We start from the raw sequence: 18,810 nt of genomic DNA, 5'->3' as shown, positions 1-18,810 counted from the left end.
ATGTCCCCCCCGCACCCCCCCTGGCGGCCCGGTCGGCGGGCGGCGTGGCCTCGCTGGCCTATCCCGACCGGATCGGGCTGCGGCGCAAGGGTGACGAGGCGCGGTTCGTGCTGTCGGGCGGCAAGGGTGCGGTGCTGGCGTCGGAGGACAGCCTGGCGGTGCAACGGATGATCGTGGCGTTGGATCTGGACGGGGATCAGCGCGAGGCGCGCATCAGGCTGGCCGCGCGACTGGACGAGGCTGATCTGCGCGCGCTGCATGGCGACCGGATCGGCCGGCAGGCCCTGTGCGAATGGTCGCGCCGCGAGGGTCGCGTCGTCGCCCGCCTGCAGGAGCGGCTGGGCGCGCTGGTACTGTCGGACCGGCCCTGGCCCGACGCCTCGGCCGAGGCGATGGCCGCGGCCGCGTTGGAGGGATTGCGCCTGGACGGGCTGCCCTGGACCCCGGCCGCGGCGCGTCTGCGGGCGCGGATCGCGCTGGTGCCGGACCTTGGCTCTGTGGCGGATGCCGACCTGCTGTCGGATGGCGACTGGCTGCTGCCTTGGCTGGGCCGGGTGCGGACTCTGGCCGATCTGCGCGGGCTGGACCTGGTCGAGCCGCTGAAGGCGCGGATCGGATGGGCAGGCCAGCAGCGGCTGGACCAGGAGGCGCCGGGGCAGTTCACCACCCCCCTGGGTCGCCGCGTGCCGATCGATTACGGGGGCGCGGACCCGTCGATCGAGTTGCGCCTGCAGGAGCTGTTCGGCGTCACCCGCCATCCGGCGGTGGGTGGGCGGCCGCTGCGGATCACACTGCTGTCGCCGGGCGGCAAGCCGGTGCAGGTGACGATGGATCTGCCGGGGTTCTGGGCCAGCTCCTATGCCGATGTCAGAAAGGACATGCGCGGCCGCTATCCGCGCCATCCCTGGCCCGAGGACCCGACCGCGGCCGATCCGACGGTGCGGGCCAAGCCGCGCGGCACCTAGTCGATGGGGCGGATCAGCTTGGCGTCCAGCACGCGCAGCACCTGGGCCAGATCGTGGCCGCGTTTCAGGATGCGCCCGTCCATCGCGATCACGGCATAGGCGCCCTGGGCCGCACGCAGCCGAGGACGCTTTTCGATCCGGTAAAGGGGGTGTTCGGCGGCACGACGAAAGACGCTGAACACCGCCGCGTCGCGCAGAAAGGACATGCCGTAATCGCGCCATTCACCCGCGGCCACGAAGCGGCCGTAGGTCGACAGGATCAGGCTCAGTTCCCTGCGGTCGAACACCACGCGGTCGGCATCGGGCGGGATCGCGTTCATCATGTCGGAATGGTGACAGCCCGCCGCGGCCGGCGCAACGCCAAACGGGTCAGAAGCAGCTGACCTTGGTGATGCGTCCGTTCACGCCGTATTCGATGTTCAGCCGGTCGGGGCGGAAATCGGCGGTGACCATGTCCTCGGGGCCGATGACGCGGGTGCCCAGGGGGAAGTTCATCGCCGACAGGGCCGTGCGGGGCTGGCCGATCAGGCCCTGATAGCCGGCTGCGCCGCATTCGTCGACGACCGGGGGCGGGGTCGGCTCGACATAGGCGGGTTCGCAGGCGGCAAGGGCCGTCGCGGCAAGGATCAGGGCAAGCGTGGTCTTGTGCATGGGGGTCATCCGCAATCGATCTTGGTGATGGTGCCGGTCGCATCCAGGCGGAAGACGAGCCGGTCGGGGTCATAGTCCTGGGGTTCGATCCCGCGATACTCGACCACGCGATAGGCGCCGGGCAGGCCGAGCGTCGCGATCGTGCTGCCGGGCTGGCCCACGCTGGAGACGTAGCTGCTGGCCTTGCACAGGTCGGGCTTGCGTTCGGTCACCCCGGTGATGCCGGTCGTCGCAGCGGGCAGGTCCGCCACCACGGGCGCCGCCGGGAAGGGGGCCGCGGCCGGATAGGGCGCCGTCGGATAGGGGGCCGGTGCGGGTGCCGCATAGGGCGCGGGCGCGGCGGCATAGGGCGCGGGCGCGGCGGCATAGGGCGCGGGCGCATAACCGGGCTGGGCCGCATAGGCAGGCCCCGCATAGCCGCCCGCGGGCGGCATGCGGTTCGGCGACGATGCGCAGCCCTGCACGGCCAGCGCCATGCCGGCGGCCATCGCGGCCCGAATCGTCCAGTCCTTGCTGATCATCGCCTGTCACCCCTGCCGGTCCTGTTTCCGGACCTTGTTCCCGCCAGCATAGGCCGCACCCCCGGCCTTGAGAAGCGGGGTGATGGATCACGTTTCGATCATCGCAGGAATGCAACAGCCCTTGGGCGCGTCGCCCCCTCAGGCGGCCTGCAGGCCGTAGGCCGACAGGAACAGTGCCGCTGCGTCGCGGGCGATCCGCGCGACCTGCGCGTCGGGCAGCGTGGTGCCGGTCAGCAGGGCGGGCTGCTGGACCTGCCCGGTGATCAACGCGACCAGCTGGCGGGAGGATTGACCGCTGTCATGGTCGCGGATCTGCCCCGCGGCGATCCAGCCGTCGATGATCTGCGCCAGGGGGGCCGCGACGCGGTTGGCCAAGGCGTCGTCATAGTCGCGCGCATCGTCGGGAAAGCGCGTCGATTCGGCGGTCATCACCCGCAGCAGGCTGAGCCGCGGTTCCGACAGCGCCCATGTTGCCAGGTCCGACAATACCCGCGGCAGCTCGGTCCGGGCTTGGGACGCAGGGTCCGCCGCGAAGGGCTGCTGGCGGAAGGCGCTATCCATCGTGGCGCGCAGCACCTCGCGGAACATCAGGGATTTGTCGGGGAAATAGCTGTAGAGCGTCGCCTTGGACACCCGGGCGGACCGGGCGATGTCGTCGACGCTGGCGGCCGCATAGCCGTCGCGCAGAAAGATGACGGCAGCCCCGTCACGGACCTGATCGAACTTGCGGCCCCGCGTGATGCCGGGGGCCGGTGCATGGGTGGTATCGGTCTTCATTCTTCTTCCTTGGTTTCCATCCAAACACCGCGGATAGAGAGGCGGTTTCCCTATCAGCATAATAAATGGTGTGAAAAGGAAAACCCCGGCAGGGCTGCGCGTCGTGCAAAAGCTGCTGGTTTTTATCGCAAACATGGCGCCGTCGGCGACGATCCGCTGTGGCGGCACCGGGCGGATTGGCCTAGCGTGCGGCCATATCGACCTTGCGCCGTCACCAGGAGGAAGCAGCAATGTCCGTCAACACGACGTCGTTCCGGGATTCAGTGGACCGCATGTTCACCCATGCCGCAGGCCTGATGAGCCTTGCGCCGGGGCTGGAGGAGAAGATCCGGGTCTGCAATTCCACCTATACGGTGCGGTTCGGGGTGCGGCTGCGTGGCCAGATCCACACCTTCACCGGTTACCGGTCGGTTCATTCCGAACACATGGAGCCGGTCAAGGGTGGCATCCGCTATTCACTGGACGTGAACCAGGACGAGGTCGAGGCGCTGGCAGCCCTGATGACCTACAAATGCGCGCTGGTCGAGGTGCCCTTCGGCGGGTCCAAGGGCGGTCTGTGCATCGACCCCCGCGCCTGGAACGAGGATGAGCTGGAGCGGATCACCCGCCGCTTCACCTATGAGCTGTCGCGCCGGAACCTGATCTCTCCGTCCCAGAACGTGCCCGCGCCTGACATGGGCACCGGAGAGCGCGAGATGGCGTGGATGGCCGACGCCTACAAGCGGCTGCACCCCGACGACATCAACGCAAAGGCCTGCGTCACGGGCAAGCCGCGCACCGCCGGCGGCATCGACGGCCGGGTCGAGGCGACAGGCCGCGGCGTGCAATACGCGCTGCGCGAGTTCTTCCGCCATGACGACGTGATGAAGCAGGCAGGCCTGACCGGCGTGCTGGCCGGCAAGCGCGTGATCGTGCAGGGCCTGGGCAATGTGGGCTATCACGCCGCCCAGTTCCTGTCGGTCGAGGACAAGTGCCTGATCACCGGCGTGATCGAGCGCGACGGCGCCATCACCAACCCGCAGGGCATCAACATCGACGCGCTGCGCGGCCACATCCGTGCGACTGGTGGCGTCAAGGGCTTCATCGGCGGCGACTATCACGAAAACGGCTTGGCCATGCTGGAGCAGGAGTGCGACATCCTGATCCCGGCAGCGGTGGAAAGCGTGATCCACGCCGACAACGCCGAACGCATCAACTGCAAGCTGATCATCGAGGCCGCGAACGGCCCCGTGACCGCCGATGCCGACGCGATCCTGCGTCGCAAGGGGATCGTCATCATCCCCGATATGTATGCCAACGCCGGCGGCGTGACCGTGTCCTATTTCGAATGGGTCAAGAACCTGTCGCAGATCAGCCTGGGCCGTCTGGAGCGCCGCCACGAGGAGGCCCGCGCCCGCATGATCGTCGAGGAGCTGGAGCGTCTGTCGGCCGATACCGGCCTGAACTGGACCCTGTCCAAGGGCTTCAAGGAGGCGTTCCTGACCGGCGCGGACGAGCTGGAGCTGGTGCGGTCCGGCCTGGATGACACGATGCGCGAGAGCTTCAAGAAGATGAAGGAGGTCTGGATCAGCAATCCCAAGGTCCAGGACATGCGCACCGCGGCCTATGTGGTGGCGATCCGCCGGATCTCGAACGTCTACAACTCCTTGGGGCTTTGAGGAGGACCGCGCGTCAGGGGGGGCGCTGCCCCCCCGTCCTGCGGACTCCCCCCGGGGTATTTCCGGCAAAGGAGAAATCAGGGGCGGGGGGCGGCGGCGCGGCGCAGGCGGTCGTTGATCGCTTGGCCCAGCCCGTGGTCCGGGATCGGCGCGACCGAGATCGGGCGGCCCAGGGCATCGGCACGGCGCAGCAGGTCGAAGAGGCGCGCGGCGGCCTGGGTCAGGTCGCCCGTCTCCGACAGGCTGAACGGGCCGGGGACGCCGAAGGACAGATGCGTCTCTTCGGGGGCAGGGGCTGCGTTCAGGCGCAGCGCCGATTGCGGCGCGTAATGGCTGGACAGCTGTCCGGGCGCGTTCGGGGCCGAAGGGTCGGCGTGATGGGCGGTCAGGGGTTCACCCAGGGCCGCGGCGATCGCCTCGGCAGGGATGCCGCCGGGACGCAGCAGCATGGGGCGACCGTCCTGCCAGCCGATGATCGTCGATTCCACGCCGACCGGGCAGGCACCGCCATCCAGTACCGCGGCGATGCGCCCGTCGAGGCCCCCGTCCGGGTGCAGCACATGATCTGCGGTGGTCGGGCTGATCCGCCCCGAGGCATTGGCCGACGGTGCGGCCAGCGGCGCGCCGGACGCGCGCAGCAGCGCCTGCGCCACGGGATGGGCAGGAACGCGGATGCCGATCGTGGTCAGCCCCGCCGTGACCAGCCCCGCGATGCCCGCATCGGCGCGCAGCGGCACCACCAGCGTCAGCGCGCCCGGCCAGAAGGCCCGCGCCAGGGTCAGCGCCTGCGGCGGCAGGTCGGCGATGGCCTGCGCCGCGGACAGGTCCGCCACATGCACGATCAGCGGGTTGAAGCTGGGCCGCCCCTTGGCCTGATAGATGCCGGCCACCGCCGCCCCGTCGCGCGCGTCGGCAGCCAGGCCGTAGACCGTCTCGGTCGGGATCGCCACGCAGCGGCCCTGGGCCAGCAGGCGGGCGGCCTGGGCCAGGCCGGCAGGGTCGGGGATCAGTCGCAGGGTCTGCATTCGTGACGCGGGGTTTCGGTTGAGCCTGAAAGGACGGCGGCACAAGATGCCGCCAGCGCCCGTTGATAGACGCGCCGCGGCCCGATGCCAAGGCGCCAGGAGGAGAACCCGATGACCTACAAGGCCCCGACAGCCCAGATCGACTTCATCCTGACCCATGTCGTCCCCTTCGCCGACCTGGCCCGGACCGACCGCTTTGCCGAGGCCACGGCCGAGACCGCGACCGCCATCCTGTCCGAGGCCGGCAAGCTGGCCCAGAACGTTCTGGCGCCGCTGAACCGGGGCAGCGACCAGACCCCCGCGCGGCTGGAGAACGGCGTGGTGCGATCCTCGCCCGGCTTTGCCGACGGGTTCCGGGCGATTGCGGAGGGGGGCTGGGTCGGCGTGTCGGCCGATCCGGAATACGGCGGCATGGGCCTGCCGCAGGCCCTGAACATGGCCGTGGCCGAGATGATGTCGGGCGCCTGCCTGTCCCTGCAGCTGAACCCGCTGCTGACCCAGGGCCAGATCGAGGCGCTGGAGCATCACGCCAGCGACGATCTGAAGGCGCGCTATCTGCCCAAGCTGATCAGCGGCGAATGGTCGGGCACGATGAACCTGACCGAACCGGGCGCGGGCAGCGACGTGGGCGCGCTGACCACCCGGGCGGAACCGGCGGGCGACGGCACCTATCGGATCAGCGGGCAGAAGATCTACATCACCTGGGGCGACAGCGACGTCACGTCGAACGTCTGCCACCTGGTGCTGGCGCGTCTGCCGGGCGCGCCCAAGGGGACGCGCGGCATCAGCCTGTTCATGGTCCCCAAGCTGATCCCCGACGATCAGGGCGACCCGGGCGTCGCCAACAGCCTCAAGGTGGTCAGCCTGGAGCACAAGCTGGGCATCCACGGCAGCCCGACCTGCGTCATGTCCTATGACGGCGCCACCGGCTGGCTGGTCGGCGAGGAGAACAAGGGCATGGCGGCGATGTTCACGATGATGAACGTGGCCCGCCTTGGCGTCGGCATGCAGGGCGTGGGCGTGGCCGAGGCCGCGCTGCAGAAGGCCGTGGCCTATGCGGTGGACCGCAACCAGATGGGGCCGATCATCGGCCATCCCGATGTGCGCCGGATGCTGGCCACCGCGCAGGCCGAGGTCTTTGCCGCCCGCGCCATCGGCCTGGCCTGCGCCACCGCCATCGACATGGCCCGCGCCACGGGGGATGCCGATCAGGCCGCCCGCGCGGCCTTCCTGACGCCGATCGCCAAGGCCTATGGCACCGACGTGGGCATCCGCGTGGCCGACATGGGCGTGCAGGTGCATGGCGGCATGGGCTATGTCGAGGAGACGGGCGCCGCGCAGTATCTGCGCGACGTGCGCATCACCTCGATCTACGAGGGCACGAACGGCATCCAGGCGATGGATCTGGTCGGACGCAAGCTGTCGGACGGCGGAGAGGCCGCGATGCGCCTGCTGGACGAGGTGCTGGACGGGGCCAAGGCCGCGCAGTCCGCGCATCCCGAGCTGGCCCACCAGTTGTGGCAGGCCGCCGAGACGCTGCGCGAGGCGACCCAGGCCCTGCTGGAGCGTGACATGGCCGACCGTTTCGCGGGCGCGGTCGCCTATCTGACCGCCTTTGCGCGGGTGCTGGGCGGGCATTACCACCTGCGCGCGGCGCTGAAGGGCGGACCGGCGCATCTGGCGCTGGCGCGGGTCTTCATGGCGCGCGTCCTGCCGCGGTTCACCGGCGACCTGGCCGAGGCGCAGGCGGGCCAGGGCGACCTGACCGCGCTGAGCGATGCCGCGCTGGCGGGCGACTTCGCGGCGTGATCCGCACGCCGCACGACATCCCGCCCGCCGAGGGGCAGGCCATCACCGTCGCCCCGGGCGTCTTGTGGATGCGCCTGCCGCTGCCGATGAAGCTGGACCACGTCAACGTCTATGCGTTTGACGATCCCGACGGCTGGACGGTGGTCGATACCGGCTTCGACACGGCGCGCACGCGCGAGATCTGGCAGGTGCTGCTGGACGGACCGCTGCAGGGGCGGCCGGTCGTGCGGGTGATCGGCACGCATCACCATCCCGACCATATCGGGCTGGCCGGCTGGTTCATGGAGCGGGGCGCCGACCTGTGGATCAGCCGCACCGCATGGCTGATGGCGCGGATGCTGGTCCTGGACGTGCAGGACCGTGCCAGCCCGCAGGCGCTGGCGTTTTGGCGACGGGCCGGGATGGCGGCCGAGATGCTGGACCGGCGCGCCAGCGACCGGCCCTTCAACTTTGCCGACGTGGTCCACCCGCTGCCTTTAGGCTTCACCCGCCTGGTCGAGGGCGACACGGTGACCTTCGGCGGAAGGCGCTGGCGGGTGGCGATGGGGCATGGCCATGCGCCCTGCCACGCGACGCTGTGGTCGCAGGACTGCGATCTGGTCATCGGCGGTGACCAGCTGCTGCCGTCGATCTCTCCGAACCTGGGGGTCTATCCGACCGAGCCCGAGGCCGACCCGGTGGGCGAGTGGCTGGAAAGCTGCACCCGGCTGGCGGCGCTGGCGCTGGCCGACCAGCTGGTGCTTCCGGGACACAAGCTGCCCTTCACCGGGCTGCCCTTCCGGCTGGAACAGCTGATCCAGAACCACCGCGCCGGGCTGGACCGGCTGGCGCAGGCCCTGGCGGACGGCCCGCGCACCGCGGTCGGGTGTTTCGACATCCTGTTCCGCCGCCGCATCGGCGAGGCCGAGTACGGCCTGGCCATGGTCGAGGCCGTGGCCCATGTGAACCACCTGCACCGCGCCGGGCGCATCCGGCCTGTGGGCGAAACGCAGGGTGCGGTGCTGTGGGGGGCGTGACAGCTGCGCCGCTTTCCGCTATCGCAGGATGAACGCAAACCGATGGGGCAGTGATGGCCGACTACGACAACAAACCCGAAGCGACCCAGGGAACGATGGACCTGACCGACCACAAGAAGACCTTCGCGGGCTTCATCCGCGGATCCACCTGGGTCATCGTCGGATCGCTGGCGGTCCTGGTCTTCATGGCCCTGACGAACGCCTGATCGGACGGGCGGGGACATGAAGCGACGCGTCTTCCTGGCGGCCACGCTGCCGGTCGTGCTGACCGCCTGCGGGGCCGACAACATCTGGGCCAGCGACGAAGCCGTGCGCGACGCGCGCTATGTGTCCGCCACGCCGACCTCGATCACGCTCTTCACGGTGATCGGCATCCCGCGCGGCGAGGGTGGCCATTCGGCGCTGATGTTCAACGGCAGCCAGCGCGTGATCTATGATCCCGCCGGCAGCTGGAGCCATCCGCGCATTCCCGAACGGCGCGACGTGCTTTACGGCATCACCGACAACTTCAAGAACTTCTACATCGATTACCACGCGCGCGAGACCTATTGGGTGGCCGAGGACACGATCCTGGTTCCGCGCGAGGTGGCCGACCTGGCGATCCGCCGGGCCGAGGCCAACGGTTCTGCCAACAAGAGCTTTTGCGCGATCGAATCGGGCAACGTCCTGTCCGGCGTGCCGGGGTTCGAGACGGTGCCGCGGGGGTTCTCTCCGCTGAAGCTGCGCGAATGGTTCCTGCGCCAGCCGGGCGTGGTGTCCAAGCGTCATTATGACGGCGACCCGGCCAACAACCACGACGTCCTGCTGCGCCAGAAGGACGGGACGATCGGCGGTTACAGAAGGTAAAGCAGGCCCGCCAGCGTGACCCCCCCGGCCAGGATGGCCAGCATCACGTTACGGGTCAGCACGCCCACCGCCACGGTCGCGGCGGCGGCGGCCATTCGGGCCGGATCGGCGTTGCCGCCGGTCGCGGCGGGCCAGACGACCAGCGGCGCGACCAGCGCGGGCAGCACCGCCACCGGTGTATAGCGCAGCATCCGCAGCATCCAGTTCGGCAGGTCGCGGTCGCCCAACGCGCCTAGGAACGACCAGCGGATCAGGTAGGTGCCGACGCCCAGCACCGCGATGATGACCCAGATCTCAGTCGCGGACGCCTGCATCGCGCGCCTCCTTGCGTTCGGTGCGGATCTCGACCAGGGCGCCGGTGGCCATGCCCAGGGGCGCGGCGATCAGCAGGCCCAGCCCCGACGGCAGCCCTGCCAGCGCCAGCGCCGCGACGATCGCGACAAAGCAGGCGGCCAGATGCGCAGGCGTGCGCAGCATCGGCGCGATCATCGCCAGGAAGGTGATGGGCATCGCGAAATCCAGCGCGATCCCCTCGGGGATGGCCTGGCCCACGGTGGCGCCCGCCCAGGTGGCGATCATCCACGGCACGCACAGAACCAGCGCGGTGCCGCCGAAATAGGCCAGCCGCTGCGCGATGGTCAGGCGCGGATACTGTTCGTAATGCTGGATCGACAGCGCATAGCTTTGGTCGATCAGCGCATAGGCGACCCAGGCCTTGTGGCCGGGCGTCGCGTCCCGCAGCCACGGCAGCAGGGACGCCGAATACATCGCCATGCGCAGGTTCACCGCCAGCCCGGACAGGATCACGATCAGCGCCGGCGCGTTGTCGGTCAGCAGCTGCACCGCCGTGAACTGCGACGCGCCCGCCAGGACCAGCACCGAAAACCCCATGACCTGCGCCAGGTTCAGCCCGGCCTCGGTCGCGACCACGCCGAACAGCACCGCAAAGGGCACGATCACCACCAGGAAGGGCAGCGACTGGACGATGCCGTGGCGGAACGCGGCGGCCGGCGTCCGGGCCAATACGCGGATTGCCGCCTGATCGGCGGCGGCTTGCCGGGCCGAGGGCCTGGGTTCGGGGGCGGGGGACATGGCGCTTTCGTCTTCCTGCGTTTCGCGGCACCTTGCTTGCACGACACGCAAGGCAAGACAAGGCCAGCCGATGCAGATCCTGCACCCGATCCCCGACAGCCTGCTGCCCGCCGCGGCGGCGCTGTGGCGCGCGCATTTCGGGCGCGGACGCTGGCCTGCGCGGGTCCGCGCCGGGCATGGCGTGGTGGCGGTGGATGCATCCGGGGCGGTCTGCGGGGTGATGGGTCTGCGCGATGGTGCCGGCGGGTTCGCGCAGGGCGGCGCGGGGCTGTCAGGCTGGCTGTTCCGCGCGGCGCCGCCCACGGGCGATCTGGTCATCGACGGGCTTGCCGTCACCGACACCCGGCAGGGCACGGGGCGCGCGTTGATCGAGGCGGGGGCACTGGTCGCGGCCCGCGACGGCCGCCCCGGCCTGCGGGCCGAGGTGCGCGCCCGCAACCGGGGCGCGCTGGCCTTCTACGACAGGGTGGGGTTTTCGGACCGGGGGCGGGGCCGCTATGGCCTGCCCTGGTGGGGGCAGGTCCATCTGCTGCACCTGAGCGTCTAGCCGAAGACGCCCGACACGCGGCCCAGCAGCATGAAGGCGCGCGACGACCGGCTGTCGGCCAGCACGGCGATCTGCAGGTCGTCCAGTTCCGGTACCAGGCGGGCCGTCAGCCCGTCGAAATGGCGCAGGAAGTGATGCGCGGTGTCGCGAAAGATCTCGTCCTCGCGCAGCATGGTGGAGGCGATCTCCAGCGCGGGCTGGTGGTGGATGCCGCCCAGGGCCGCGACGGCGCTGCCGCGTTCACCGGCGGCATAGCGGCGCCAGACGTCGGGTCGGGCCATCTCCGGCGGCAGGTCGTCCATGTAGACATCCTGGCCCGCCATCAGCGTCACGACATCCTGCGCGGCGCGCAGCACCTTGGAATGCGCGGGATCCTTCAGCGCGTGACGCAGGGCGTCGATCGCGTCGACATCGTCGGGACCGTCGGGAAAGTTCAGCGCCCGGATCAGGGTCGTGGCGTCCACCGGGGCGCCCTGGGCCTCGAACCGCAGGGCGGCCTGGCGCTGATCGGCGGTCTGGCGGGGCTTGGGCAGCGGGGCGGCGGGGCGCGGCGCGGCGGCCGGCTGCGGTTCGGCGGGGGCTGCGGCGGGGGCGGCTGCGGCGCGGGGGGCGGGCGGCGGCAGGTCGTCCACCGGGGCTGCCTCGCCGCGCAGATGCGTCAGGCGGTCGCGCAGATCCTCGGCCTCGGCGCGCAGGATGGCCAGCTGGCGGGCCAGCGACACGCCCAGCCAGATCAGCGCCAGCGGCAGGACCGTCCCCATGATCGAGACGAGGCGCGCCACGCCCGATGGGCCGCCATCGGTACCCGCGGGCCCAAGCAGCCAGAACAGCGCGACCAGGAACAGCCAGACGCCGGTCAGGGTAAAGCCGACCGTGGTCAGGCGGTCGCGGTTGGCCAGGCTGGCGATGCGTGCAATCAGGGACATGGCGTCATCCGTACCGGATCTCGACGATTTCATAGCTGCGCTGGCCGCCGGGGGTGGTCACCTCGACGCTGTCGCCCTCGTCCTTGCCGATCAGCGCGCGCGCCAGCGGAGAGCGGATGTTCAGCAGCCCGCGCTCGATGTCGGCCTCGGCCTCGCCCACGATCTGATAGTTGCGCTCTTCCTCGGTGTCCTCGTCGATCAGCTTGACGCGGGCGCCGAACTTGATGCTGCCCGACAGTTTCGCGGGGTCGATGACCTCGGCGCGCGACAGCAGGCTCTCCAGCTCCTTGATGCGCCCCTCGACGAAGCCCTGCTTTTCGCGGGCGGCGTGGTATTCGGCGTTCTCCGACAGGTCGCCATGTTCGCGCGCCTCGGCGATGGCGCGGATGATGGCGGGACGTTCCTTGGATTTCAGCTGCCCCAGTTCGCGTTCCAGCGCTGCCGCGCCGGTGGGGGTCATCGGTATCTTTTCCATCGCTGCCCTGGTCCTTGTTGGGATGCGTTTGTCCTGCGGGTGCCAAACCAACGCCCCTGCCATTGCGGAATGGCAGGGGCGCGGAAGCTGATCGGGGACATGGTCACCAAAATGACGCTCAATGCAAGCCTGCATGGCCCGAATCACGCAATCGCACGCGGCCAACCGCCGCGTCACGATTGCCCCCGCCCGCCGGGGTCGCTATCTGTTTGGCAGCCAGATTGCCACGGAGGGGGCCCCAGCACATGACAGACCAGACCGAGATCGTTCGCGAATCGATGGAATACGACGTCGTGATCGTGGGCGCGGGGCCGGCGGGCCTGTCGGCCGCGATCCGGCTGAAGCAGATCGACGCCGAACTGTCCGTCGTGGTCCTGGAAAAGGGCTCGGAGGTGGGCGCCCACATCCTGTCGGGTGCCGTTCTGGACCCCTGCGGGCTGGACCGGCTGATCCCCGACTGGCGCGACAAGGGCGCCCCGGTCACCACCGAGGTGACCGACGACAACTTCTATGTCCTGGGCGAGGCGGGGCAGGTCCGCGTGCCGAACTGGCCGATGCCGCCGCTGATGTCGAACCACGGCAACTACATCGTCAGCATGGGCAATGTCTGCCGCTGGCTGGCCGAACAGGCCGAGGCCCTTGGGGTCGAGATCTTCCCCGGCATGGCCGCCAGCCAGGTGGTCTGGGACGGGGATCGCGTGAAGGGTGTCGTCGCCGGAGAGTTCGGTCGCGAACCCGACGGCAGCATCGGCGACGGATACGAGCCGGGGATGGAGCTGCACGGCAAGTACGTCTTCATCGCCGAAGGCGTGCGCGGCAGCCTGGCCAAGCAGATCGACGCGCGGCTGAACCTGTCGGCCTATGGCGATCCGCAGAAGTTCGGCCTGGGCATGAAGGAGATCTGGGAGGTCTCCCCTGACAAGTTCCACAAGGGTCGCGTCGTGCACACGATGGGCTGGCCCCTGGGCAAGAATGCCGGCGGCGGCAGCTTCATTTATCACCTCGAGAACAACCAGGTTCTGGTCGGCTTCGTGGTCCACCTGAACTATGCCAATCCGTACCTGTATCCCTACATGGAGTTCCAGCGCTTCAAGCACCATCCGATGGTCGCGGACCTCTTGGAGGGGGCCAAGCGCATCAGCTATGGCGCCCGTGCCATCACCGAGGGCGGCTGGCAGTCGCTGCCGCAGCTGTCCTTCGACGGCGGCGTGCTGCTGGGCTGTTCGGCGGGCATGGTCAACGTGCCGCGCATCAAGGGTAACCACAACGCGATGATCTCGGGGATCGAGGCCGCCGATGCCGCCGCCGCCGCGATCAAGGCGGGGCGCGAGGGCGACCGGCTGACCGATTACGACGGCGCGGTGCGCGGCGGTGCCATCGGTGCCGACCTGAAGCGCGTGCGCAACGTCAAGCCGATCTGGTCGCGCCTTGGCCTGTCGGCCAGCCTGATGCTGGGTGCGGTGGACATGTGGACCGCCAACCTGACCGGCTGGAACCCCCTGGGCACCTGGAGCCACGGCAAGTCGGACGCCGCCGCCACTGGCAAGGCGCGCGATCACAAGCCGATCGACTATCCGCGCCCGGACGGCAAGCTGTCCTTCGACCGGCTGACCAACGTGGCGTTTTCCTTTACAAACCACGAGGAAAGCCAGCCCTGCCACCTGAAGCTGCGCGATCCTTCCGTGCCCATCGCCGTGAACCTGCCCGAATATGCCGAACCCGCGCAGCGCTACTGCCCGGCGGGGGTCTATGAGGTCGTGGAGGATGCGTCGGGCCCGCGCTTCGTCATCAACTTCCAGAACTGCGTCCACTGCAAGACCTGCGACATCAAGGATCCCAGCCAGAACATCGTCTGGACCACCCCGCAGGGCGGAGACGGGCCGAACTATCCCAACATGTGACCGTGGTCCGATAAGGCAGGTCGGGGCGGGTTCCTTGCCCCAACCTGCAGATGGCTTGCAGCCTTGCGCCCCGTGGCGGGGCGGCACGGCCCGTCTAGCCGCTGCGGCAGGTTCCGGCCCTTGGATCAGGGGCGCCCCTCAGCTCGCGGTCCCAGGCGATCTTTCGGGCACGGGACCGGGTCTGCGCATCCTCGCAGGTCTGACCATCTTTTGCAGGATGGCGCAGATCTGGGGGTCGATGATCGTCATGACATGCTCCTCTTGGTCAGGAATGCACGCAGAGCGTGTATTGAACCATACGGTTCTGTCATTTGGCCAGACCAAACTCACCCGGTCGGCGGATTGTCGTAGGCGCGGGCGCCGCGACCGCTGTCCCGGCAGATGGCTGTACAAATAGCCAAGTGCGCAAAATGGACAAACGGGGGTACACACATCGTGTAGTTGTTCGAGGTATCGAGTATGCAAGGTGTTCCGACGGAAACGACGTTTCGGCTGTCCATGTCCGACAAGGACTGGGAGATCATCGACACGGCGCTGACGGCTTATTCCCACAATGCGGTCTATCGCGACCTGCGCGACAAGCTGGACATGCAGGTCGCCATGGTCCGCGCGCTGGACGGTGCGACGCGCAGCGCCAAGGTCGCTGGCCACCGCGACGCACGCGACGACAGGGCGCGGACCCCGGCCGGGCCGCGTCAGGATCGCCGCTCGACCGCATAGGCCGGTGGGGTCGCGATCACTCGAGGCGGGGCCGTCTGCGATGCAGGGCAGGCGGCGTCGGTGCCTGGACGGTGTCCGACCTGGGTACGCTATGCCTTCGAAATCACTTGATGGAAGGTGGCATTCGGTATCCAACTCTGCGGATCAAAGCATCGCGCAGGAGGTGGCAAGTTATGCCCCGTATGACGCTGACGGGAATGCCGGGGCACCACCCGGTCGTTCTCAGTTTCGAGGCCGACACCCGGTTCACCATCGAGAACGGACCCGAGGGGGCGACCATCCTTGGCCTGCATCGGCAGGGGTCCCAGCAGATCGTCCATGTCCGCGAGACGCGCGATCAGATCATCGCGGCCCGCGAGGCAGCGCTGTCGAACACGCCGTCCCGGTAGCGCGCAGGGCGTCAAGCCGGATCGCCGGTCATCTGGTGCAGGGCGTCGATGATCTGGTCCGTGGGATAGGGCTTTGGGAAGAACCGCGCACCGGGCGGCAGGTCGGCGTCCCTGACGCCCAGGATCCCCGACGCGACGATGATGCGGATGTCGGGCCAGGTGGCGCTGACATGGGCGGCCAGCTTCAGGCCGTTCATCGATCCGGGCATCTCGACATCGGTGAACAGGATGGCGATGTCGGAGGTGCCGTTCAGCGTGGCCAGCGCGGCGTCGGCCGACTTGGCCTCGTAGGTCCGAAAGCCCGCGTCGTGCATCATGTCGACGGCTTCCATCCGGATCAGGATTTCGTCCTCGACGACAAGGACGGCGTTGCGGGGCTGGGACATGATGGTTCTTCCGGGGATGGGGTGGCGGACGCTCAGTCCTGCTGCGTCAGGCCGGTCAGCGGTGATGTCAGTTCGAAACGCAAACCGCCGGGGTCATAGTCCAGTTCCGCGACCCCGTCGAAGTATCCCGCAAGGGCCTGTTCGATCATCCGGCTGCCAAAGCCCTGGCGTCGGGGCGGGGTGACGGTCGGCCCGCCATGTTCCTGCCAGGACAGGCGAAATCCGACAGGCTCCGCGTCGTCGTCGCGGTCCCACCGGACCTGGACATGGCCCGTCTCGGCGGACAGGGCGCCGTATTTCATCGCGTTGGTGGCCAGTTCGTGCAGCGCCATGGTCAGGGCCAGCGCCTGCTTGGACCCCAAGGCCAAGTCCGGCCCCGCGACCCGGAAGCGGTCCGCGCTCATGCGGTGGGGGCCCAAGGCCGCCTCGACCACCTCGGTGATGGCGGTTTCTGTCCAGGTCGCCTTGACCAGGCGGTCATGGGCCTGCGCCATGATGCCGATGCGCGACTGGATGGACATGCGGGCCTGATCCAGCGTCTCGGCCTGGCGCAGGGTCTGCGAGACGATGGAATGCACCATCGCCATCGAGTTCTTGACCCGGTGGTTCATCTCTCCCAGCATCAGCTGAAGCTGTTCCTCGACCACCTTGATGCGGTTGATGTCCGTGCAGCTACCGTACCAGCGGGTGATCCGGCCCGCCGCATCGCGGACCGGCTTGGCGCGACCCAAGACCCACCGGTATTCGCCGGACCGGTGCCGCAGGCGATACTCGATCTCGTAGGGCTGGCCGGTCTCCAGGCTTTGACGCCAGCGCGCCCATGTGCGGTCCTGATCGTCGGGATGGAACATCCCGGCCCAAGCCTCGCCGTCGGTCGAGCCTTCCGGCACGCCGGTGAATTCGTACCAACGGTGGTTGTAATAGTCGTGAAAGCCGTCCGGGCGGGTCGACCAGATCATCTGGTCGACGGAATCGGCGATGGCGTGGAACTTGGCCTCGCTGTCGTGCAGCTGCGCCTCGCGGGTCTGCAGCTCGTGCATGCGGTCGCGCGCCTCGTACTGCCGCGCGCGGGCCTTGAGGGCAGAGCGGACGGCGCGCACCAGTTCCTCCGCGTGCAGCGGCCGCGACAGCACCACCCCGTTCTGCAGCGCGTCGATGCGGGCCTTGGCCCGGTCCGATCGATGCCGCGACGTCCCGTTCGCCAGAACGATGAAGGGAACGTCCGACCAGGACGGCTGATCGGCCAGGGCCTGCTGCAGCAGCCCCTCATCCGCGGCGACCAGGGCCTCCTCGGTGACCAGGGCCACGCCGATGGTCGCCCCGACCAGCCCCGCCAGCGCGGGCAGGTCCCGTGCCTGGACCGACGCGATGCCGACCTTGTCAAGCAGCGCCGCGGCCACGGCGGCGTCGCGGCCCCGCGGCGCAAGGATCGCCACCGCCAGAGCAAGGTCGTCGCGCGCGGCCGACGGGTCGGTCACCGTGCCCGGTCCCTCTGCGGATCGGTCGCCATCAGGTCGTTTTCGGTGCCCACCAGCACCGGGGTCCCGGACAGGATGCCCGAAAAGCCCCGGATCGGTGCGCCGATGACGATGCCGCCCCCGTCGATCCGCAATTCGCGGATGGTGCGTTCGTGGTCCGACGTGCGCGTCTTGATCACCGCGATCGATTTCCGCACCTCTCCGTCGGCCTCGAAAAAACGCAGCATCATCATCGTGTCGGCCAGATAGCTGATGTCCAGGTCCGACCGCAGGTCGCCGGTCACCCCGTGCTGACCCAGGATCATCAGCGATACCACGCCCTGCTGGGCTAGATAGCTGAGCAGTTCGTGCATTTGCAGCACCAGGAAGTTGTCGCTTGGCATCGCGTGCAGATAGGCGTTCAGGCTGTCGATCACGACCAGCCCGACATCGTCCTGCTCGACCGCGCTGCGGACGGCGCTGGCGAACTCTCCGGGGGACAGTTCGGCCGGGTCGATCTGGCGGATCGTCAGCAGGCCGGCGTCGATGAACGGCTGCAGATCCATGTTCAGCGCCCTGGATCGGGTCATCAGCGTGGCCAGCCGTTCGTCGAACAGGAAATACGCCGCCTTCTGGCCACGCTGCAGGGCCGAGATCATGCAGCGCACGGCGGTCGTCGTCTTGCCCACCCCGGCAGGCCCCGCCAGCAGCGTGTTGGTTCCGGGAAACAGGCCGTCGCCCAGCAGCGCATCCAGACCGGCAAGCCCCGTGGTCACCGGTTCGGCCGAAAAGCGGCGGTGGTGATCGGCTGCGATCAGGCGCGGATAAACGCGGATGCCGCCGCGTTCGATGGTAAAGTCGTGATAGCCGCCGTGATATTTCAGGCCACGCATCTTGACGACCCTCAGCCTGCGGCGCTCCGAGCCGAAATCGTTGGCCAGTTGCTCCAGCGAGATGACGCCATGCGCGATCGAGTGCAGCTGCAGGTCGCCGGGTTCGGCCGTGCGGTCGTCCAGCATCAGCACGGTGCAGTTCCGGCGCGCGAAGAAATGCTTCAACGCCAGGATCTGGCGGCGATAGCGCAGCGGGTTCTGCGCCAGCAGGCGCAGTTCCGACAGGCTGTCCAGCACCACGCGCACCGGGTCGGTCCGGTCCACCAGATCGAAGATGCCACGCACCGTCTCTCCCAGCTCCACCTCGCTGGGATGCAGAAGCGACTGTTCATGGTCGATGCCGAACTCGTCCTCGGCGATCATCTCGAAGACGTCGATGCCGTCCAGCGTCAGGTCATGCGACCGCGCGACGGCCCGAAGCTCGGTCTCGGTCTCGGACAGGGTGATGTAGAGGCCGCGGTCACCCGCCTGGCGTCCCTCCATCAGGAACTTCAGCGCCAGCGTGGTCTTGCCCGATCCGGGCGTGCCCTCGACAAGATACAGCCGCGATGGCGTCAGCCCGCCCAGCAGCACGGCATCCAGGCCGGGGGTTCCGGTGCGAAAGCGCGCGTCGATGTCCGCGCCTGCTGTTTCCTGGCTCATCTGCTGTCCCATGCCCTGGATGGTATCGGCCCGTGCGCGCCCCGGACACAAGGCGGATTCCTGTCCCGACCGGGTGCCGGTCGTCAAGCGCCAAAGGCGCAGTCTGATCGTCAC

General features: G+C 68.8%; 22 protein-coding genes. 10 read left to right on the top strand and 12 right to left on the bottom strand.

The features are described 5' to 3' along the window. The coding region (locus LZ686_RS08445; RefSeq protein ID WP_349547490.1) for an ATP-dependent helicase C-terminal domain-containing protein at positions 1–965 on the top strand (965 nt) is incomplete at its 5' end. Here the strand turns inward: LZ686_RS08445 and LZ686_RS08440 are convergent. The 4 genes from LZ686_RS08440 to LZ686_RS08425 all read right to left on the bottom strand — a co-directional run bounded on the left by LZ686_RS08440 (position 962) and on the right by LZ686_RS08425 (position 2,914). Continuing rightward, positions 962–1,288: a DUF2794 domain-containing protein gene (locus LZ686_RS08440; protein ID WP_252930032.1), complete on the bottom strand. Its 327-nt coding sequence runs from the start codon at positions 1,286–1,288 to the stop codon at positions 962–964. The genes LZ686_RS08445 and LZ686_RS08440 overlap by 4 nt on opposite strands. Positions 1,289–1,334: 46 nt before the next feature. Continuing rightward, positions 1,335–1,616, bottom strand: coding sequence for an I78 family peptidase inhibitor (locus tag LZ686_RS08435; RefSeq protein ID WP_045983098.1), 282 nt, complete (start codon positions 1,614–1,616; stop codon positions 1,335–1,337). Between the two features lie 5 nt (positions 1,617–1,621). Beyond that, entirely contained in the window at positions 1,622–2,137 is a 516-nt protein-coding gene (locus tag LZ686_RS08430; RefSeq protein WP_349547489.1) for a hypothetical protein, read from the bottom strand. A gap of 138 nt (positions 2,138–2,275) precedes the next feature. Continuing rightward, positions 2,276–2,914 (bottom strand): TetR/AcrR family transcriptional regulator, encoded by a 639-nt coding sequence (locus tag LZ686_RS08425; protein ID WP_052714858.1) that lies wholly within the window; start codon positions 2,912–2,914, stop codon positions 2,276–2,278. Positions 2,915–3,144: 230 nt separating this feature from the next. Between LZ686_RS08425 and LZ686_RS08420 the strand changes: the two genes are divergently transcribed. Continuing rightward, positions 3,145–4,572 carry a Glu/Leu/Phe/Val family dehydrogenase gene (locus tag LZ686_RS08420; RefSeq protein ID WP_349547488.1) on the top strand — a complete coding sequence of 476 codons (1,428 nt, stop codon included), beginning with the start codon at positions 3,145–3,147 and terminating at the stop codon, positions 4,570–4,572. Between the two features lie 77 nt (positions 4,573–4,649). Here the strand turns inward: LZ686_RS08420 and LZ686_RS08415 are convergent, their stop codons facing one another. Then, complete coding sequence (locus tag LZ686_RS08415; protein ID WP_349547487.1) at positions 4,650–5,597, bottom strand: L-threonylcarbamoyladenylate synthase; 948 nt, start codon at positions 5,595–5,597, stop codon at positions 4,650–4,652. A 111-nt stretch (positions 5,598–5,708) separates the two neighbouring features. Between LZ686_RS08415 and LZ686_RS08410 the strand changes: the two genes are divergently transcribed. From LZ686_RS08410 to LZ686_RS08395, 4 genes are read left to right on the top strand one after another with little or no spacing between them, the layout of a single operon-like run. Continuing rightward, the gene (locus tag LZ686_RS08410) at positions 5,709–7,406 is read left to right on the top strand and encodes an acyl-CoA dehydrogenase family protein (RefSeq protein WP_148911248.1); all 1,698 of its coding nucleotides are present in this window, start codon (positions 5,709–5,711) and stop codon (positions 7,404–7,406) included. After that, on the top strand, positions 7,406–8,422 hold the full coding sequence (locus LZ686_RS08405) for an MBL fold metallo-hydrolase (RefSeq protein WP_502921992.1): 1,017 nt from the start codon (positions 7,406–7,408) through the stop codon (positions 8,420–8,422). The genes LZ686_RS08410 and LZ686_RS08405 overlap by 1 nt, the downstream gene beginning before the upstream one ends. A gap of 53 nt (positions 8,423–8,475) precedes the next feature. Then, positions 8,476–8,628 carry an aa3-type cytochrome c oxidase subunit IV gene (locus tag LZ686_RS08400; protein ID WP_064503561.1) on the top strand — a complete coding sequence of 51 codons (153 nt, stop codon included), beginning with the start codon at positions 8,476–8,478 and terminating at the stop codon, positions 8,626–8,628. 16 nt (positions 8,629–8,644) lie between these two features. Next, a complete protein-coding gene (locus LZ686_RS08395; RefSeq protein ID WP_046000772.1) occupies positions 8,645–9,268 on the top strand; it encodes a hypothetical protein in 624 nt (207 codons plus the stop codon). Here the strand turns inward: LZ686_RS08395 and LZ686_RS08390 are convergent. Together LZ686_RS08390 and LZ686_RS08385 are read right to left on the bottom strand one after the other, a co-directional pair. Then, positions 9,256–9,582 (bottom strand): AzlD domain-containing protein, encoded by a 327-nt coding sequence (locus tag LZ686_RS08390; RefSeq protein WP_349547485.1) that lies wholly within the window; start codon positions 9,580–9,582, stop codon positions 9,256–9,258. The genes LZ686_RS08395 and LZ686_RS08390 overlap by 13 nt on opposite strands. Continuing rightward, positions 9,563–10,360, bottom strand: a complete 798-nt coding sequence (locus LZ686_RS08385; protein WP_084693827.1) for an AzlC family ABC transporter permease — start codon at positions 10,358–10,360, stop codon at positions 9,563–9,565. The genes LZ686_RS08390 and LZ686_RS08385 overlap by 20 nt, the downstream gene beginning before the upstream one ends. 70 nt (positions 10,361–10,430) lie before the next feature. On the opposite strand from LZ686_RS08385, the gene LZ686_RS08380 reads away from it, so the two are divergent. Then, positions 10,431–10,907, top strand: coding sequence for a GNAT family N-acetyltransferase (locus LZ686_RS08380; RefSeq protein ID WP_052714859.1), 477 nt, complete (start codon positions 10,431–10,433; stop codon positions 10,905–10,907). Here the strand turns inward: LZ686_RS08380 and LZ686_RS08375 are convergent. Then, positions 10,904–11,833: a hypothetical protein gene (locus LZ686_RS08375; RefSeq protein WP_349547484.1), complete on the bottom strand. Its 930-nt coding sequence runs from the start codon at positions 11,831–11,833 to the stop codon at positions 10,904–10,906. The two genes, LZ686_RS08380 and LZ686_RS08375, sit on opposite strands and share 4 nt — an antisense overlap. A 4-nt stretch (positions 11,834–11,837) precedes the next feature. Then, on the bottom strand, positions 11,838–12,308 hold the full coding sequence (greA, locus tag LZ686_RS08370; RefSeq protein ID WP_046000775.1) for a transcription elongation factor GreA: 471 nt from the start codon (positions 12,306–12,308) through the stop codon (positions 11,838–11,840). A 245-nt stretch (positions 12,309–12,553) separates the two neighbouring features. Between greA and LZ686_RS08365 the strand changes: the two genes are divergently transcribed. From LZ686_RS08365 to LZ686_RS08355, 3 genes are all read left to right on the top strand, one after another. Next, positions 12,554–14,209 carry an electron transfer flavoprotein-ubiquinone oxidoreductase gene (locus LZ686_RS08365; protein ID WP_349547483.1) on the top strand — a complete coding sequence of 552 codons (1,656 nt, stop codon included), beginning with the start codon at positions 12,554–12,556 and terminating at the stop codon, positions 14,207–14,209. Positions 14,210–14,707: 498 nt separating this feature from the next. After that, on the top strand, positions 14,708–14,929 hold the full coding sequence (locus LZ686_RS08360) for a hypothetical protein (protein ID WP_127897766.1): 222 nt from the start codon (positions 14,708–14,710) through the stop codon (positions 14,927–14,929). Between the two features lie 173 nt (positions 14,930–15,102). Continuing rightward, entirely contained in the window at positions 15,103–15,318 is a 216-nt protein-coding gene (locus LZ686_RS08355) for a hypothetical protein (RefSeq protein WP_347917846.1), read from the top strand. An 11-nt stretch (positions 15,319–15,329) separates the two neighbouring features. On the opposite strand, the gene LZ686_RS08350 is transcribed toward LZ686_RS08355, so the two are convergent. Genes LZ686_RS08350 through LZ686_RS08340 form a run of 3 tightly spaced genes read right to left on the bottom strand, consistent with a single transcriptional unit; the run spans position 15,330 to position 18,696 of the window. Continuing rightward, on the bottom strand, positions 15,330–15,704 hold the full coding sequence (locus LZ686_RS08350; RefSeq protein ID WP_046000779.1) for a response regulator: 375 nt from the start codon (positions 15,702–15,704) through the stop codon (positions 15,330–15,332). A gap of 32 nt (positions 15,705–15,736) precedes the next feature. Continuing rightward, positions 15,737–17,182 (bottom strand): sensor histidine kinase, encoded by a 1,446-nt coding sequence (locus LZ686_RS08345; protein WP_349547482.1) that lies wholly within the window; start codon positions 17,180–17,182, stop codon positions 15,737–15,739. Then, positions 17,179–18,696: an ATPase domain-containing protein gene (locus LZ686_RS08340; RefSeq protein ID WP_295167951.1), complete on the bottom strand. Its 1,518-nt coding sequence runs from the start codon at positions 18,694–18,696 to the stop codon at positions 17,179–17,181. Before LZ686_RS08340 ends, LZ686_RS08345 begins: the two co-directional genes overlap by 4 nt. Positions 18,697–18,810: the final 114 nt, after the last annotated feature.

The sequence above is a fragment of the Paracoccus sp. NFXS7 genome (genome assembly GCF_040148865.1).
In the GTDB taxonomy this organism is placed as follows: Bacteria; Pseudomonadota; Alphaproteobacteria; order Rhodobacterales; family Rhodobacteraceae; genus Paracoccus; species Paracoccus marcusii.
This window is presented reverse-complemented; position numbering and strand designations above follow the sequence as displayed.

Bases quoted from the DNA above. Each gene is read 5' to 3' on its own strand.
- LZ686_RS08425 (WP_052714858.1), bottom strand. From the start codon at position 2,914: ATGAAGACCGATACCACCCATGCACCGGCCCCCGGCATCACGCGGGGC.
- LZ686_RS08375 (WP_349547484.1), bottom strand. From the start codon at position 11,833: ATGTCCCTGATTGCACGCATCGCCAGCCTGGCCAACCGCGACCGCCTG.
- LZ686_RS08380 (WP_052714859.1), top strand. From the start codon at position 10,431: ATGCAGATCCTGCACCCGATCCCCGACAGCCTGCTGCCCGCCGCGGCG.
- LZ686_RS08440 (WP_252930032.1), bottom strand. From the start codon at position 1,288: ATGATGAACGCGATCCCGCCCGATGCCGACCGCGTGGTGTTCGACCGC.
- LZ686_RS08410 (WP_148911248.1), top strand. From the start codon at position 5,709: ATGACCTACAAGGCCCCGACAGCCCAGATCGACTTCATCCTGACCCAT.
- LZ686_RS08430 (WP_349547489.1), bottom strand. From the start codon at position 2,137: ATGATCAGCAAGGACTGGACGATTCGGGCCGCGATGGCCGCCGGCATG.
- LZ686_RS08385 (WP_084693827.1), bottom strand. From the start codon at position 10,360: ATGTCCCCCGCCCCCGAACCCAGGCCCTCGGCCCGGCAAGCCGCCGCC.
- LZ686_RS08350 (WP_046000779.1), bottom strand. From the start codon at position 15,704: ATGTCCCAGCCCCGCAACGCCGTCCTTGTCGTCGAGGACGAAATCCTG.
- LZ686_RS08395 (WP_046000772.1), top strand. From the start codon at position 8,645: ATGAAGCGACGCGTCTTCCTGGCGGCCACGCTGCCGGTCGTGCTGACC.
- LZ686_RS08420 (WP_349547488.1), top strand. From the start codon at position 3,145: ATGTCCGTCAACACGACGTCGTTCCGGGATTCAGTGGACCGCATGTTC.
- LZ686_RS08360 (WP_127897766.1), top strand. From the start codon at position 14,708: ATGTCCGACAAGGACTGGGAGATCATCGACACGGCGCTGACGGCTTAT.
- LZ686_RS08400 (WP_064503561.1), top strand. From the start codon at position 8,476: ATGGCCGACTACGACAACAAACCCGAAGCGACCCAGGGAACGATGGAC.
- LZ686_RS08365 (WP_349547483.1), top strand. From the start codon at position 12,554: ATGACAGACCAGACCGAGATCGTTCGCGAATCGATGGAATACGACGTC.
- LZ686_RS08390 (WP_349547485.1), bottom strand. From the start codon at position 9,582: ATGCAGGCGTCCGCGACTGAGATCTGGGTCATCATCGCGGTGCTGGGC.
- LZ686_RS08435 (WP_045983098.1), bottom strand. From the start codon at position 1,616: ATGCACAAGACCACGCTTGCCCTGATCCTTGCCGCGACGGCCCTTGCC.
- greA (WP_046000775.1), bottom strand. From the start codon at position 12,308: ATGGAAAAGATACCGATGACCCCCACCGGCGCGGCAGCGCTGGAACGC.
- LZ686_RS08340 (WP_295167951.1), bottom strand. From the start codon at position 18,696: ATGAGCCAGGAAACAGCAGGCGCGGACATCGACGCGCGCTTTCGCACC.
- LZ686_RS08415 (WP_349547487.1), bottom strand. From the start codon at position 5,597: ATGCAGACCCTGCGACTGATCCCCGACCCTGCCGGCCTGGCCCAGGCC.
- LZ686_RS08355 (WP_347917846.1), top strand. From the start codon at position 15,103: ATGCCCCGTATGACGCTGACGGGAATGCCGGGGCACCACCCGGTCGTT.